Origin of the sequence: Microbacterium sp. LMI1-1-1.1 (assembly GCF_040815675.1) — a bacterium.
Classification (GTDB): domain Bacteria; phylum Actinomycetota; class Actinomycetes; order Actinomycetales; family Microbacteriaceae; genus Microbacterium.
In genome coordinates this window covers 236,498-251,972 of sequence record NZ_JBFPNN010000009.1, presented here as the reverse complement: position 1 = coordinate 251,972, position 15,475 = coordinate 236,498, and the positions used below count along the sequence as shown (strand labels likewise).

Sequence of the window (15,475 nt, the reverse complement as noted above, 5' to 3'; positions counted from 1 at the left end):
AAGACATCCCCGGGAGTTGGATCGACAGACGTGCCGCCCCGCGGCGCCCGCCCCGTGCGGACCGTTCCGAATCTGGAGTCGTCGTGCTCGATGTCGTCTTCCTCGCCGCGATCGGCGCGCTGTTCGCGCTCATCGTCCTCGTCGCCAAGGGAGTGGAGAAGCTGGACGTCCAGCCCTCCGCCACCCGTGAGAGCGCCGGGAGGAACCGCCCGTGATGGTCCTCTCCGTCATCGCCGCGATCCTCGCGATCGCCGCCGTGGCCTACCTCGTCGTCGCGCTCGTCCGACCCGAGAAGTTCTGACGTGGACGCGGCATCCATCTGGTCCATCGTCCTGACCAGCCTCACGCTCGTCGCCGCCCTCGCGCTGGCGCACCGCCCGCTCGGCGACTACATCGCCCGCATCTACACCGGCGAGCGCGACCTCGCCCTGGAGCGGGGCGTCTACCGTCTCATCGGCGTCGACCCGCGGGGCGCGCAGACCTGGCAGGCCTACCTGCGCTCGGTCCTGCTCTTCTCGGTCGTGGGGGTCGTGTTCGTCTACGCGATCATGCGCCTGCAGCCCCTGCTGCCGTTCTCGCTCGGCCTGACCGCCCCGGGTGAGGCGCTGTCGTTCAACACCGCCGTCTCTTTCGTCACGAACACCAACTGGCAGTCCTACTCGGGTGAGACCACGCTCGGCTACACCGTGCAGTTCCTCGCACTGACGGTGCAGAACTTCGTCTCCGCCGCGGTGGGCATCGCCATCGCGATCGCCCTGGTCCGGGGCTTCGCGTACCGCCGCAGCGGCGTCATCGGCAACTTCTGGGTCGACCTCGTCCGCGGCACGTTCCGCCTGCTCCTGCCGTTCGCCGTGGTCGTGGCCGTGGTCCTCGTCGCCGGGGGCGTCATTCAGAACCTGAACGGATTCACGGATGCCACGACCCTGGCCGGCGCGACCCAGTCGCTGCCCGGCGGGCCGGTCGCCTCGCAGGAGGCGATCAAGATGATCGGCACCAATGGCGGCGGCTTCTTCAACACGAACTCGGCACACCCGTTCGAGAACCCCGCCCCCTGGACGAACCTGCTCTCGATCTTCCTGATGCTGGCGATCCCGTTCTCGCTGCCCCGCACCTTCGGCCGCATCGTCGGCGACACCCGTCAGGGGTACACGATCCTCGCCGTCATGGCCGTGATCTTCGTGGCATCCACTGCCCTTCTCACCTGGGCGGAGCTCACCGGCGCCGGGACCGCGCCGCAGCTGGCCGGTGCGTCGATGGAGGGCAAGGAGGTCCGGTTCGGGATCTTCGGCTCCACTCTCTTCGGGTCGACCAGCACGCTGACCTCGACGGGCGCGGTCAACTCGATGCACGACAGCTACACGGCGCTCGGCGGCATGATGCCGATGATCAACATGATGCTCGGCGAGGTGGCGCCCGGCGGTGTCGGCTCGGGCCTGTACGGCATGCTGATCCTCGCGATCATCGCCGTCTTCGTCGGCGGGCTGCTCATCGGCCGGACGCCGGAGTACCTGGGCAAGAAGATCGGTCCGCGCGAGATCAAACTCGCGAGCCTGTACATCCTCGTCACGCCCACGCTGGTGCTCGCGGGGACCGCGCTGAGCTTCGCGCTCCCCGGCATCCGGGAGGACGTGGAGTCCACCTCGATCTGGAACCCGGGCGTGCATGGCCTGAGCGAGGTGCTGTACGCGTTCACGTCGGCCGCGAACAACAACGGCTCCGCCTTCGCGGGCCTGACCGCCAACACCCCGTGGTTCAACACCGCGCTCGGCGTGGCGATGCTGCTCGGACGCTTCCTGCCGATCGTGTTCGTGCTCGCCCTGGCCGGCTCGCTCGCCGCGCAGGATGCGGTGCCCGCCACCTCCGGGACCCTGCCGACGCACCGCCCGCAGTTCGCGGGCCTGCTCGCCGGCGTCGCCGTGATCGTCACGGCTCTCACCTACTTCCCGGTCCTCACCCTGGGACCCCTTGCCGAAGGACTCGTCTGACCATGTCCACGCTGACCCACCCCCCGGCCGCCGCCGAGGAGGCCCCCGCCGCCCCCCGCCGCGCGTTCAGCACCGCACAGATCGTCGCGGCCCTGCCCGGCGCCGCGAAGAAGCTGAACCCCGCCGCACAGTGGCGGAACCCCGTCATGTTCCTCGTCTGGATCGGCGCCGCCCTGACCACGGTCATCGCGATCGCCGAGCCGTTCCTCGAGACGACCGAGACCGCGACCCCGCTCCCATTCGGCTTCACCTGGGCCATTGCGGCCTGGCTGTGGCTGACGGTGTTCTTCGCGAACATCGCCGAGGCGGTGGCAGAAGGCCGCGGCAAGGCGCAGGCCGCGACCCTGCGGCAGACGCGCTCGACGACGACGGCCCGCCGGGTGGGCGGATACGACGAGAAGACGGATGCCGCCGCCCACGGCGCCGCGATCGAGGAGGTGTCCTCCGGTGATCTTCGTCTGGGCGACGTGGTGCTCGTCGAGGCCGGGGAGCTGATCCCGGGTGACGGCGACATCGTCCACGGCATCGCGACCGTCGACGAGTCGGCGATCACGGGCGAGTCCGCCCCGGTCGTCCGCGAGTCGGGCGGCGACCGCAGCGCCGTCACCGGCGGGACGCGCGTGCTGAGCGACCGCATCGTGGTGAAGATCACGTCCAAGCCCGGCGAGACGTTCGTCGACCGCATGATCGCGCTCGTCGAGGGAGCGGCGCGCCAGCGCACACCGAACGAGATCGCGCTGAACATCCTGCTGGCGAGCCTGTCGATCGTGTTCGTGGTCGTCGTGCTGGCGCTGAACCCCATCGCCTCGTACGCCGCGACCCCAGTATCGATCCCCGTGCTGATCGCGTTGCTCGTGTGCCTCATCCCCACGACGATCGGCGCACTGCTGAGCGCGATCGGCATCGCGGGCATGGACCGTCTCGTGCAGCGGAACGTCCTCGCGATGTCGGGCCGCGCGGTGGAGGCCGCGGGAGACGTCACCACCCTGCTGCTCGACAAGACCGGCACCATCACCTACGGCAACCGCCGTGCGTCGGCGTTCGTCGCGATGCCCGGGGTCGGTGCCCCGCTGCTCGCCGAGGCGGCGTCGATGTCGTCGCAGGCCGACCCCACACCCGAGGGCACCTCGGTGGTCGAGCTGGCCGCCGCCCAGGGCATCGTGGCCGAGATGCCCCGTGGTGCGGAGCCGGTGCCGTTCACGGCGCAGACCCGCATGAGCGGGCTCGACCTCGCCGACGGCACCCAGGTGCGCAAGGGAGCGGCATCCGCCATCCTGGCCTGGCTCGACGACTCCCGCGCGGCGGTGCCCGAGGCCACCCGCGCCGAACTCCTGAGTTCCGCGAACGCGATCGCCGAGTCCGGCGGAACTCCGCTGGTCGTCGCGACGTCGACCCCCGATCCCTCCGGAGTTACGCGAGGGACGGCACAGGTGCTCGGCGTCATCCACCTCAAGGACATCGTCAAGGACGGACTGCGCGAACGCTTCGGCGAGCTGCGCGCGATGGGCATCCGCACGGTCATGATCACCGGCGACAACCCCCTGACGGCCAAGGCCATCGCCGCCGAGGCCGGCGTCGACGACTTCCTCGCCGAGGCCACGCCGGAGGACAAGCTCGCGCTCATCCAGCGCGAGCAGCAGGGCGGCAACCTCGTCGCCATGACCGGCGACGGCACGAACGACGCCCCGGCGCTGGCCCAGGCCGACGTGGGCGTGGCGATGAACACGGGCACGTCGGCGGCGAAGGAGGCCGGCAACATGGTCGACCTCGACTCCGACCCGACCAAGCTCATCGACATCGTCCGCATCGGCAAGCAGCTGCTCATCACGCGCGGCGCCCTCACGACGTTCTCGCTCGCCAATGACATCGCGAAGTACTTCGCGATCATCCCGGCGATGTTCATGGGGGTGTTCCCGGGGCTGGCGGTGCTGAACATCATGCAGCTGTCGTCGCCGGCCTCGGCCGTGCTCAGCGCGATCGTCTTCAACGCGATCGTGATCATCGTGCTCATCCCCCTCGCCCTGCGCGGGGTGAAGTATCGCGCGGCGAGCGCGTCGAGCATCCTCAGCCGCAACCTGCTCGTCTACGGGCTCGGCGGCGTCCTCGTCCCCTTCATCGGCATCAAGCTCATCGACCTCGTCGTGAGCCTGCTCCCCGGCTTCTGAAAGGCCCCGTCATGCGCATCACCCTGCGTACCGCCGGCGTCGCCGTCCGCGCGATGCTCGTCTTCACCGCCGTCCTCGGCGTCGGCTACATGCTGCTCATCACGGCCATCGGGCAGGTGGCGATGCCGTTCCAGGCGGACGGGTCGCTGGTCCGGTCCTCCGACGGCGAGGTCGTCGGGTCCGAGCTCGTGGGCCAGTCGTTCCAGGACGCGTCCGGCGCGGCGCTGCCCGAGTACTTCCAGTCCCGGCCGTCCGCGGCCGGCGACGGGTACGACGCCGCCGCGTCCAGCGGCTCCAACCTGGGTCCCGAGAACGGGGACCTCGTCGCCGCCATCGAGGAGCGCCAGGCCGCGTCGCGCGCTCTCGACGGCACGGGGGACATCCCCGCGGACGCCGTCACGGCCTCGGGCTCGGGCCTGGACCCGGACATCTCCGTCGCGAACGCGGAGCGCCAGGCGGCGCGGGTCGCGGAGGCCCGCGGCATCCCGGTGTCCGACGTCGACGCGCTGATCGTGGAGCACACCGTGCCGCGCGACCTCGGCTTCCTCGGGGAGCCGCGGGTGAACGTCTTCGAGCTCAACCGCGCGCTCGACGCGTCATGAGCGACGAGAATCGCTGACATGCACTTCGTCCGCTCCTCCGCCGCCGTGCCCCGTGCGCGGCGGCGGTCGGCCGCGTCGGCGGGAGCCCTCTCGTGAGGCGTGGGCGCCTGCGGGTGCTGCTCGGAGCCGCACCCGGTGTGGGCAAGACGTACGAGATGCTCGAGGAGGGCCGGCGCCTCTCCGCCGAGGGCCGCGACGTCGTCATCGCCGTCGTCGAGACGCACGGGCGGGCTGCGACCGCCGCGCAGGCCGAGGGCCTCGAGGTGGTCCCCCGCCGCGCGATCGCGCACCGTGGGGTGGCGCTCGACGAGATGGACCTGGATGCCGTCCTCTCGCGGCATCCGCGGATCGCCCTCGTCGACGAGCTCGCGCACACCAACGCGCCCGGCTCGCGCAACGACAAGCGGTGGCAGGACGTCGAGGAGCTCCTCGCGGCCGGGATCGACGTCATCACGACGGTCAACGTGCAGCACATCGCGTCGCTCAACGACGTGGTCGAGAAGATCACCGGCGTCGTCCAGCGCGAGACCGTGCCCGACGCGGTCGTCCGCGCCGCCGACCAGATCGAGGTCGTCGACCTCGCCCCTCAGTCGCTGCGGGACCGCCTGTCGGCCGGCTTCGTCTACCCGGCGGAACGCATCGACGCCGCCCTGTCGAACTACTTCCGGCTCGGGAACCTCACCGCGTTGCGCGAGCTGGCCCTGCTGTGGCTGGCCGACGAGGTGGACTCGGCACTGCGCACCTACCGGACCGAGCACGGGATCGAGGGGTCGTGGCAGGCGCGCGAGCGCGTCGTCGTCGCCTTGACCGGTGGCGCCGAGGGCGAGACGCTGCTGCGCCGCGGGGCGCGCATCGCCGCGCGCTCGGCCGGCGGCGAGCTGCTGGCGGTGCACGTGTCCAGCCAGGACGGGCTGCGGGCGACCGCGCCGGGCGCCCTGGCCGAACAGCGCGCCCTCGTCGACCAGCTCGGCGGCAGCTATCACCAGGTGGTCGGCGACGACGTCGGCACCGCCCTCGTCGACTTCGCCCGGTCCGTCAACGCCTCGCAGCTCGTCATCGGCGTCAGCCGCCGCGGCCGCGTCGCCGCCGCCCTCACCGGCCCCGGCATCGGCGCGACCGTGATCCGCGCGTCCGGCGACATCGACGTGCACATCGTGAACCACGCTCGCGCGGGCGGGCGTTTCGCCCTGCCCCGCCTCGCGGGCCCCGCGCTGAGCGCGAAGCGGCGCATCCTCGGCTTCGTCACAGCGCTCACGGGCGGACCGCTGCTGTCATGGCTGCTCTTCGCGACGAGCTCCGCCGACTCGATCACCACCGACGTCCTCGCGTACCAGCTGCTCGTGGTCGTGGTGGCGCTCATCGGCGGCATCTGGCCGGCGGTGTTCGCCGCCGTCCTGTCGGGACTCACCCTCGACTTCCTCTTCATCGACCCGCTCTTCACCGTCACGATCGACGACCCGGACCACGCCCTGTCGCTCGTCCTGTACGTCGTCATCGCCGTGCTCGTGAGCGTCGTCGTCGACCAGGCGGCCCGCCGCGCCCGGGCCGGTCGCCGCGCCGCCGCCGAGTCCGAGCTGCTGGCCACGGTCGCGGGCAGCATCCTCCGCGGCGAGACCGCTGTCCCCGCCCTCGTCAGCCGCGCGCGGGAGGCGTTCGGCCTGGCCGGCGTCCGGCTCGTCGCCGCCGACGGCTCGGTGCTCGCCACCGACGGCGAACCGGTCCGCGACGACCGGCGCGTCTCCATCCCGGTCGGCGACGGACGCGCGGTCCTCGAGCTGCACGGGAGCGACCTGGACGCCTCCGAGCGTCGCCTCCTCGACGTCGTCGTCACGCAGCTCGCGGCCGCCCTCGAACGCACCGACCTCGTCGAGACGGCCGCCGAGGCGGGGGCGCTGGCCGAGACCGACCAGGTGCGCTCCGCCCTGCTCTCGGCGGTCAGCCATGACCTGCGCCGTCCCCTCGCCGCGGCCGTCGCCGCCCTCGGCGGGCTGCGCGCGGCGGGCGACCAGCTGTCGGCGGACGACCGCCGCGAGCTGCTCGAGACCGCCGACGAGAGCCTCGCGACGCTGTCGGTGCTCGTCACCGACCTGCTCGATGTGAGCCGGGTGCAGGCCGGGGTGCTGGCCGTCTCCCTCGCCCCGGTGGACGCCGCGGGCGTCGTGCTCGCCGCGCTCGACGAGCTGTCGCTCGGGCCGGACGACGTCGAGCTGGCCCTCGACCCGGACCTGCCGGCGCTCAGCGCGGACCCCGTCCTGCTGCAGCGCGTGCTGGTGAACGTGCTCACCAACGCTGAGCGGTACACCCCCGACGGGGTACGGGTCCGCGTCGCGACGAGCCGCCTGGGCGGCACGGCCGAGATCCGCGTCATCGACCACGGCCCCGGGATCGCGCCCGAGCGGCGGGTCGACATGTTCTCGCCGTTCCAGCGTCTCGGCGACACCGACAACACCGCGGGGCTCGGCCTCGGGCTCGCCCTGTCGCGCGGCTTCGCGGAGGGCATGGGCGGGACCCTCACCCCCGAGGACACCCCCGGCGGCGGGCTCACGATGGTGATCGCGCTCCCCGTCGTCGGCAGTGAGGCCGTGGCATCCGGAATCGACAGGAGGACGACGTGAAGGTCCTGATCGCCGACGACGACCCGCAGCTGGTGCGGGCGCTGCGGATCACCCTCGCCGCGCACGGCTACGACGTGGTGGCCGCGGCCGACGGCGCCGCCGCCATCACGCTCGCCGCGCAAGCCCACCCGGACATCGTGCTGCTCGACCTCGGGATGCCGCACCTCGACGGCGTGCAGGTGATCGAGGCGCTGCGGGGGTGGACGTCGGCACCGATCATCGTCGTGTCCGGTCGCACCGGATCGGCCGACAAGGTCGAGGCCCTCGACGCGGGAGCCGACGACTACGTCACCAAGCCGTTCCAGATCGACGAGCTGCTCGCACGCCTGCGGGTGCACGCGCGCCGGTCCGTCCCCGCCTCGGGCGACGTCGTCGTGCGCTTCGGCGACGTCGAGGTCGACCTGGCGGCCAAGGCCGTCTCGCGCGACGGCGCCCGCGTGCACCTCACGCCGACGGAGTGGCGGATGCTGGAGTTCCTCGCCCGCAACCCCGGCTCGCTCGTGACGCGGCAGACGCTGCTGAAGGAGATCTGGGCCAGCGAACAGGTGGCCGACAGCGGCTACCTGCGGCTGTACATGTCGCAGCTGCGGAAGAAGCTCGAGGCCGACCCCTCCGCCCCGGTGCACCTGCTGACCGAGCAGGGGATGGGCTACCGGCTGGTGGTCTAACCCCCGGGGCCCCCTGCGGGCCTGACTTGCTGCAAACCCGTGGGCCCATCTTCCTGCGCTGACTTGCCGCAAACGTACGCGCGAGGGCACCTGCGCTGTACGTTTGCGGCAAGTCAGCGCCCGAGGCCGGGGTCAGGAAGGGCCGCGGGGTCCTCGTCGGCGCAGGCGTCGACCTCGGCCTGTACCCGGGCGCAGCGGCAGGCGAAGACGATCGAGTGCAGGAGCATCAGCGGACCTCCCCGACCGTGTGGCATCCGGGGCACGGCACGGCGATCCGGTCCCCCGGTCGCACGTCGCCCGGCAGCACCGCCCGGCCGCACACCTCGGCCCCGTGCGCGTCGAGGACGGCGAACGGCTCGTCGTACGCGTGCGACACCCGGCCGAGCAGCCGCGCCTCCCGCCACAGCACGCCCAGGTCGCCGAGGCTCGCGTCGATCCGGAGCGCGTCGGGGGTGGCATCCATCACCGTCGTCACCACCACGGTGGTCGAGAGGACTCCGGATGCCACCCCGCCCGACGCCGGGATCACGGCCGGGCCCGTGCAGACGCAGGGCGTGCCGCAGAGGTCGGCGTATCGGCCGATCGACATCGCGCGCACGGTGACGTCGTCGAGAGTGGGGACCGAGCCGGCGGGCCAGGCCGTCGCGTCGAAGGGCGCGGGGATGCTGGCGCGCAGTGTCGGGAGGAGTGCGGTGAGGGTCATGCGTCCGGTCTACGCGGTGGGGCGAGGCGGATGCGGTCCGCTCACGGTTCCCGAACGGCGGCGGCGGCGTTCCTCACGGAACCGCGGCGGGCGAACGCGGCGGCCCTCAGTTCCAGAGCTCGGGCAGCAGCTCCTCGAGGAGGACGGTGCGGTCGGCGCCGAGGACGATCTCGGTGCGACGGTTGCGGTGGTCGATCTGGTACAGGAACTCGCGACACCGGCCGCACGGCGGATACACGACGACCTCGCCGTCGGCGCCGAAGGCGACCGCGACCGCCTGGGCGATCTCGGACTGCCGAGCCGTGATCATCGCCCCGATGGCCCCCGCCTCGGCGCAGAAGCCCATGCTGCAGGGCACGTCGATGCTGAGCCCGAAGAAGTGCGTGCCCTCCGCGGTGACGAGGAGAGCGGCGACGTCGCCCGAGCCGCGGGAGTCGCGGCGCTCGGGGTTCAGGTACGGCGTCGCGAGATCGATGAGGGTCTGAGCGCTCAGACGCGCGGGGGATGAGGTGGTGGCGCTTTCCTGGGTCATGAGGGGCCTTTCATGGGGGGAGGCGGTCAGGAGAGGACGGAGTGCTCGGTGACGACGCGGCGCGAGACGACGCGCCCGCGCGAGAGGACCGTCCGGTCGAAGGCGCCGCCCGCGACGGCCGCGGCGAGGGAGGGGGCGCGGATCGCGAGCAGGTCGGCGACCCGCCCCGGCTCGACCCCGGCGGGTTCGAGTCCCATGGCCGCGCGGGCGTCATCGGTCACGGCGATGTGGGCTTCCTCGATGGTGAGGTGCGAGGCGGCGACGAGCAGCCCCGCGGTGACGAGATGGTCCGCCGCGCCGAGCGGGTTGAGCGGGTCGCGCACGTTGTCCCCGGCCGCGCACACGCGGACACCGGCGGCCCGGAGCGCGCGCACCGGGGCGATCGCCCGCGGAACGGGTCCGGTGAGGCGGTCCTTCGCCTGCAGGTAGAGGTTCGTCAGCGGGGCAGCAGCAACGGACACACCGGCCTCGCGCAGGTCGTCCGCGACGGGCCCCAGGGCCGTGGCATCCAGGAGTCCCAGGCTCACGCAGTGCCCCGCCATGGCCGTGGCGCCCGCCGCGAGGGGCTGTGCCCGCAGCGCCTTCGCCATCCGCCACATCGTCAGCGACGACGCGTCGAGCCGTTCGTCGGCATGGATGTCGATCCCCACGCCGCGGCGCCGCGCGAGAGCGAGCAGACGGTCGAGCTCGGCATCGGGGTCGGGTGCGGTGTGGGGCGAGCCCCCGACGATGTCCGCGCCGGCGTCGAGGGCGGCCTCCACCACGTCGTCGCCGATGTCGCCCTTCGGCAGGACCACCACCTGAAGATCCATCACGTCGGCGAGACGCGCGCGGACCCGGGCGAGCGCCCGCACGCACCGCAGCGGATCGCCGGACGGAAAGATCTCCGCGTGCGTACGCACCGCGGTCACGCCGTTGCCGAGGAACATGCGCGAGAGCGCCATCGCCCGGTCGACGAAGTCGTCCTCGGCCAGGTCGCGTGCGTGCTCCTGCCACTGCCGGATGCCGGACAGGAGGTCGCCGTACGCGGGTCGGAGACGGTCGAAGACGAGCGCCTTGTCCAGGTGCGTGTGCGGTTCGGCGCCCGCGGTCACGAGGAGGGCTCCCTCGAGGTCGAGTTCTCCTCGGCCCGCGCGACCGGCCGCCGGCGAGACGTCGTCCACCCGTCCCTGCTCCAGTCGGACGTCGACGGCCCTCCCGTCCGCGAGGGTCGCGTTCCTCAAGACCGTGGGCGAGTTCTCCGACATGTCAGCCTCCGACGGGGGATTCCGGCGCCCCGGCGGGGGCGGTTAGCGTATCGTTCGAGCGGCCGCCGCCGTCGAGAGGGGACACGTGACGACGACCGAGGATCCGCTGCTCGCGGAGCAGGTGTACCAGCGACTTCAGGAGCGCGTCCTGACCGGCAGCATCCCGCCGGGAGCCGCCCTGAGCGTCCCCCGGCTGGCGACCGATCTGGGCGTGAGCCGCAGCCCCGTGCGAGAAGCCGTGCAGCAGCTCATCGCGATGGGACTGGCCGTGCACGTGCCGTACGCCGGCGCACGGGTCCGCGCCCTCGACGAGGACCTCGTCGACGACGTCTTCGAACTGCGCGAGAGCCTCGACGCCCTCGCCGCGCGCCGTGCGACGACGCGTGTGAGTCCCACCGTCATGGACGACCTCGAACGCGCAGTCGCCGACGCGCACCGTGCCCGTGAGGAGGGAGCGGATGCCGCGCGCATGGCCGCGCTCGACGTACGGTTCCATGCGCTTCTGCGCGACACCGCCGGCAGCGAGCCGCTGACGATGGCGCTGGTGCGCCTCGAGGCTCTGGGGCATCTCATCTCCGCGGACATGTGGGGGAAGCCGGAGAACAGCGCCCCGGCGATCGAGGAACACGAGCAGATCCTCGCCGCGGTGCGGCGGGGTGACGCGCAGGCTGCCGGGGAGCTGGCCGCGGCCCATGTCCGCTCGCTGGCAGTCCGACGTCGGCGCTCGGTTCAAATTAACATGTAATTCACGCAGCCGAAGCTCAAATGCACCCCTGAGCGACGAAGATCGTCCATGCGGGCGCTGAATTACATGTATTCGCGCCGGGCGCGCTCGAGGAGCGCGTCGATTCCTCCGCCTTCGGGCAGAAACGGATCATCATGAGCGAGACCTCTTCCCTCATCGAGCTGGACAAAGAGCGCCGCATGGGCGGCGACGGCACGATCGACCGCACGCGCGAACTGCGCCGTATCGACCTCGGCGACTTCGACGCGCGCCGCGACGAGATCACCGACCAGCTCTGGGCCGCCGCCACCGACATCGGCTTCTTCCAGATCGTCAACCACGACATCCCCACCGACGTCATCGATCGGGCGTTCGAGATGTCGCAGCGGTTCTTCGCGCTTCCTCGTGAGGTCAAGGACCAGTACCCGCTCCGGAAGCAGGACAATGCCGGCTACGAGTTCCGTTCCCAGGTGCGCCCCTCCATCGGCGTTCCCGACCAGAAGGAGTCGTATCAGGTGACCCTCCCCCACATGGGGGACCTGTGGCCGACGGAGGAAGAGCTCCCCGGCTTCCGCGACGCCATCCTCGACTTCGAGCGGCGGTCCTGGGCGCTCGCGATGAAGGTGCTCTCGTGCTTCGCGCAGAAGCTCGCGTTCGACACCGACTTCTTCGAGCGCGCGCACGACCCTGCGTCGCCGAACTACCAGAGCACGCTCCGACTGCTGCACTACTTCGCTGTCCCGCCGGAGGCGCGCAGCGAGGACGCCCCCTGGCGTGCGGGCGCGCACACCGATTTCGACGTGCTCACGCTGCTGTATCAGCGCGACGGTCAGGGCGGGCTCGAAGTGCTGCCCGGCCGGGAGATGTCGACCGAGTCGTGGACCCCGGTCGAGCCGACCAGCGACTCGATCACGTGCAACATCGGCGACATGCTCATGCGCTGGAGCGACGACGCGCTGCCGTCGAACTTCCATCGCGTGCGCGGTCCGCGCGCCGGCGACAACCAGGACGCCCGGTACAGCATCGCCTACTTCGCGCAGGCGAACCGCGACGTGATGATGGAGAGCCCCAGCGGGGCCTGGGAGCCGATCACGGCCCGCGATTACCTGCTGGAGCGCATCCGCGCTAATTACGGCAGGTGAGCTGACGCCCCTCGGCGCCCCCGCACCTCGTGCGGGGGCGCCGTCGTTCACACGTCCAGCTCGCGGACGAGGGCACGGGCCGCCCGCACCGCGGTCACCGCGCCCGCGGACGTGACGTTCCCGACGACCGCGGTCGGCAGCACCCCGTTGCCCGCGACGTACACGCCGTCGACGCCCCGGACCCGACCGTCCGGGTCGACCACCGCGGTCTCGTCGTCCGCGGCGCCCGACCGGACGGTACCGGAGTAGTGCAGCGAGGAGCCCGGCGGGAGCAGCAAGGTGTTGCCCACGGCATCCGGTCCGGCGATCGCCTCGAAGGCCGCGCGCTGCGCCCGGGTCGCCTGCTCGATGAGCGCACGGTCTGCGTCCGTGTAGTCGTAGTGGATGGTCGCCCGCGGCATCCCCAGGGCGTCCGTGTCGGCGTCGGAGAAGCTGATGCGCGAGGCGGCCCGCACCTCGGTGGGGACGTAGACGCTGATCCCCACCGACATCGCCTCGGCGCGGGAGAGGTCTTCGGAGTACATCGGGCCGATGCCGATCTGCCAGTGGAACGGCTGCGCGTCTCCGCTGTGCGGGATCCACAGGGAATCGCTCATCCACTCCCCCTCGCCCGGTATCGGCACCTCGACGTCGCCGAGGCGCTGCGGCTCGACGAACACGCGGCCCGTCACGAACGCGTGCTCGTTCAGGTAGCGGCCGAGGGCGGGCGGACGGATGCCGGAGGCGAAGAGCAGCTGCGGCGAGCGCAGGGCGTCCGCGGCCACGACGACACGATCAGCGAGGACGACACGTCGTTCGCCGGTGCGCAGATCCTCCGTCTCCACCCCGGACGCCCGTCCGTCCTCGTGCACGATGCGACGGACGAGCGTGTCCGCGAGAAGGGTGACGGGGCTCTCCGGCGTGCCGAGCCCCGGGAGGATCGTCGAGGGATCGGTGCGCCGCCGGTCGGCGTCATGAGAGGCGAAGACCCCCATCGGCATGACCTGCGGGTGGCGCCCCGGTGCGCAGACCGGACCGAATGCCGCGTCGAGCGCCTCCAGGACCGCCGTGCCCGCCGGGGTGGGGCCGAACCGGTCGGTCGTGATGTGCAGGAGCTCGCGGACGCGGCTGTAGTCGGCATCCCAGTCCTCCGCGGCGGCCGCGGGGATCTCCGTCCCCCACGGCGTCGGGCAGGCGGCGGTCCAGTGCGATCCCATCCCGCCGACGTTCCATGCGCTGGCCGCAGCGGGCATCTCGGCAGCGTCGTTACCGAGCGCGGAGAAGGTGTACAGCCCCGGGGTGGCGGAGGCGGCGCTCTCGAACGCCCCCGCGGTGGCCGCCCCCACGTACATCGACTGCACGCCCGCGGCGACATGTTCTCGATAGGAGTTCCGCGTGCCGGGATCACTGGCGCTGTGCAGGTGGCGGCCGGGCTCCTCCCCGCCGAGAGGGCCGGCCTCGATCACGGTGACGCGCGTTCCCGGTCGCCGCCGCAGGACCTCCCGGGCGACGATCGCCCCCATGATTCCGCTTCCCACGATGGCTACTTCGGTGCGCATGCGCCTCTCCTGTACGTGTCGATTCCGGACTGCGATCGACATTGTCACGGACGCCACCGGGGCTCGCGGCACCGAGGTTTCCGAGGTGTAACGGATGCCGCGCCGCGATGTCGTGAATGTAAATTCTATCAACAATCGAGGTTTTGCCTCTGAGTTGCATGCATACCCTGGTCACGCACGGCGCTCTGCCGCTGCCGACCCGACTGAGCTCCACCCGGCCCGCCCCCTCTTGCCCCGCTGGAAAGGTTCCTCATGCCCCCTGCTCTCCGCGCACGACGCGCACTGCTGACGACCGGCGCCGTCCTCACGGCCGCCGTCGTCCTCGCCGGCTGCGGCCGCTCCGCCGACACCGGATCCGCCGCGGCCGCCGACGTGACGATCGACGACTCCCCCGCGACCGGAACCATCGAGTTCTGGGCCGGTGGGGCCGACGGCGAGGCCCTCAAGGGCTTCCTCACCGCCTTCACCGACGACAACCCCGACGTGACCGTCAACATCACCTCGGTGCCCGACTCCGAGATCGACACCAAGATCACGGCGGCCATCGCCTCCGGCAGCGTCCCGGACATGACCTTCCTGTACTCGCAGACCCAAGCGAGCATGCTGGCGACGGACGCGTTCGCGGCCGTCCCGAGCGACCTGGTGGACGGCGACGACTTCTTCGACAACATGTGGGAGGCCGCCCAGTACGACGGCGCCGCGCACGCCGTGCCGTGGTACACGTACGCGCAGGCCCTCTACTACCGCAAGGATCTCGCCGAGGCCGCCGGCATCGAGGCGCCCGCCACGTGGGCGGACTACGCCGCGTTCTCCCAGGGCGTCCAGGGGCAGGGCGCCACCTGGGGCATCGGCCTGTCGGCCGAGTGGAACCAGTACAGCGCACAGCAGTTCAACGACTTCAGCATCCAGGGAGGCGGCGCTCTCATCTCGGACGACCAGAAGAGCTGGACGCTGGACACCCCCGAGAACGTCGAAGCGATGGAGACCCTGATGGGGCTCGTCGCCGACGGGTACGCCTCGGCCGACGGCCCCACCTTCCTCGACACCACGCCGTGGTTCAGCTCCGGTCAGATGGCGTCGTACGTCACCGGACCCTGGTTCCCGGGCTGGCTCGACGAGGCCAATGGCGAGGGCTGGTCGGCCGACCACGTGGGCGTCGCCCTCCTGCCCGCCGGCCCCGGCGGCTCCACCTCAGCGCTCGGCGGTGGCAGCCTCGTGGTCCTCGACGACGCCGAGAACGCGGATGCCGCCTGGAAGCTCGTCCGCTGGATGTCCGAGCCCGAGACGCAGCTGGCCTGGTACGACACCTTCGGCAACCTCCCCGCCGTGGAGTCCGCCTGGGAGGACCCGGCGATCGCGGACGACCCGCTGCTGACGACCATCAAGGAGGCCATTCCGCTGGCATCCTCCGTTCCGGCCGTCCCCGGCTGGAGCCAGGTCGCCGCGATGCTCGGCGCCGAGATGGAGCGCGTCGCGCGCGGCCAGGCGACCGCCGCAGAGGTGCTCGCCGACGCGCAGGCCAAGGCCGATCAGATCGGGACGGGCGTGGAGTAG

At 71.7% G+C, this 15,475-nt stretch carries 14 protein-coding genes; 10 read left to right on the top strand and 4 right to left on the bottom strand.

Features of this window, described 5'->3' with window-relative positions; translation table 11 throughout:
- Nucleotides 1-83: 83 nt before the first annotated feature.
- From MRBLMI1_RS14600 to MRBLMI1_RS14570, 7 genes are all read left to right on the top strand, one after another.
- A complete protein-coding gene (locus MRBLMI1_RS14600) occupies nucleotides 84-215 on the top strand; it encodes a hypothetical protein (RefSeq protein WP_367734038.1) in 132 nt (43 codons plus the stop codon).
- Complete coding sequence (locus MRBLMI1_RS14595) at nucleotides 215-301, top strand: potassium-transporting ATPase subunit F (RefSeq protein WP_367734217.1); 87 nt, start codon at nucleotides 215-217, stop codon at nucleotides 299-301. The genes MRBLMI1_RS14600 and MRBLMI1_RS14595 overlap by 1 nt, the downstream gene beginning before the upstream one ends.
- Before the next feature lie 16 nt (nucleotides 302-317).
- Nucleotides 318-1,985, top strand: a complete 1,668-nt coding sequence (gene kdpA, locus MRBLMI1_RS14590) for a potassium-transporting ATPase subunit KdpA (protein WP_414685915.1) — start codon at nucleotides 318-320, stop codon at nucleotides 1,983-1,985.
- Nucleotides 1,986-1,987: 2 nt separating this feature from the next.
- Nucleotides 1,988-4,150, top strand: coding sequence for a potassium-transporting ATPase subunit KdpB (gene kdpB, locus MRBLMI1_RS14585; RefSeq protein WP_367734032.1), 2,163 nt, complete (start codon nucleotides 1,988-1,990; stop codon nucleotides 4,148-4,150).
- 11 nt (nucleotides 4,151-4,161) lie between these two features.
- Nucleotides 4,162-4,752: a K(+)-transporting ATPase subunit C gene (gene kdpC, locus MRBLMI1_RS14580; protein WP_367734029.1), complete on the top strand. Its 591-nt coding sequence runs from the start codon at nucleotides 4,162-4,164 to the stop codon at nucleotides 4,750-4,752.
- 92 nt (nucleotides 4,753-4,844) lie between these two features.
- The gene (locus MRBLMI1_RS14575) at nucleotides 4,845-7,367 is read left to right on the top strand and encodes a DUF4118 domain-containing protein (protein ID WP_367734027.1); all 2,523 of its coding nucleotides are present in this window, start codon (nucleotides 4,845-4,847) and stop codon (nucleotides 7,365-7,367) included.
- Entirely contained in the window at nucleotides 7,364-8,035 is a 672-nt protein-coding gene (locus MRBLMI1_RS14570) for a response regulator (protein ID WP_367734025.1), read from the top strand. Before MRBLMI1_RS14575 ends, MRBLMI1_RS14570 begins: the two co-directional genes overlap by 4 nt.
- Before the next feature lie 226 nt (nucleotides 8,036-8,261).
- On the opposite strand, the gene MRBLMI1_RS14565 is transcribed toward MRBLMI1_RS14570, so the two are convergent.
- The 3 genes from MRBLMI1_RS14565 to MRBLMI1_RS14555 form a co-directional block, all read right to left on the bottom strand.
- Nucleotides 8,262-8,738 carry a hypothetical protein gene (locus MRBLMI1_RS14565; RefSeq protein ID WP_367734023.1) on the bottom strand — a complete coding sequence of 159 codons (477 nt, stop codon included), beginning with the start codon at nucleotides 8,736-8,738 and terminating at the stop codon, nucleotides 8,262-8,264.
- Nucleotides 8,739-8,844: 106 nt separating this feature from the next.
- Entirely contained in the window at nucleotides 8,845-9,270 is a 426-nt protein-coding gene (locus MRBLMI1_RS14560) for a cytidine deaminase (RefSeq protein WP_367734021.1), read from the bottom strand.
- Nucleotides 9,271-9,296: 26 nt separating this feature from the next.
- A complete protein-coding gene (locus tag MRBLMI1_RS14555) occupies nucleotides 9,297-10,517 on the bottom strand; it encodes an amidohydrolase family protein (RefSeq protein ID WP_367734019.1) in 1,221 nt (406 codons plus the stop codon).
- 85 nt (nucleotides 10,518-10,602) lie between these two features.
- Between MRBLMI1_RS14555 and MRBLMI1_RS14550 the strand changes: the two genes are divergently transcribed.
- Nucleotides 10,603-11,262: a GntR family transcriptional regulator gene (locus tag MRBLMI1_RS14550; RefSeq protein ID WP_367734017.1), complete on the top strand. Its 660-nt coding sequence runs from the start codon at nucleotides 10,603-10,605 to the stop codon at nucleotides 11,260-11,262.
- A 134-nt stretch (nucleotides 11,263-11,396) separates the two neighbouring features.
- Entirely contained in the window at nucleotides 11,397-12,383 is a 987-nt protein-coding gene (locus MRBLMI1_RS14545) for an isopenicillin N synthase family dioxygenase (RefSeq protein WP_367734015.1), read from the top strand.
- 47 nt (nucleotides 12,384-12,430) lie between these two features.
- On the opposite strand, the gene MRBLMI1_RS14540 is transcribed toward MRBLMI1_RS14545, so the two are convergent.
- Nucleotides 12,431-13,921 (bottom strand): GMC oxidoreductase, encoded by a 1,491-nt coding sequence (locus MRBLMI1_RS14540; protein WP_367734013.1) that lies wholly within the window; start codon nucleotides 13,919-13,921, stop codon nucleotides 12,431-12,433.
- A 252-nt stretch (nucleotides 13,922-14,173) separates the two neighbouring features.
- Between MRBLMI1_RS14540 and MRBLMI1_RS14535 the strand changes: the two genes are divergently transcribed.
- Entirely contained in the window at nucleotides 14,174-15,475 is a 1,302-nt protein-coding gene (locus tag MRBLMI1_RS14535; protein ID WP_367734011.1) for an extracellular solute-binding protein, read from the top strand.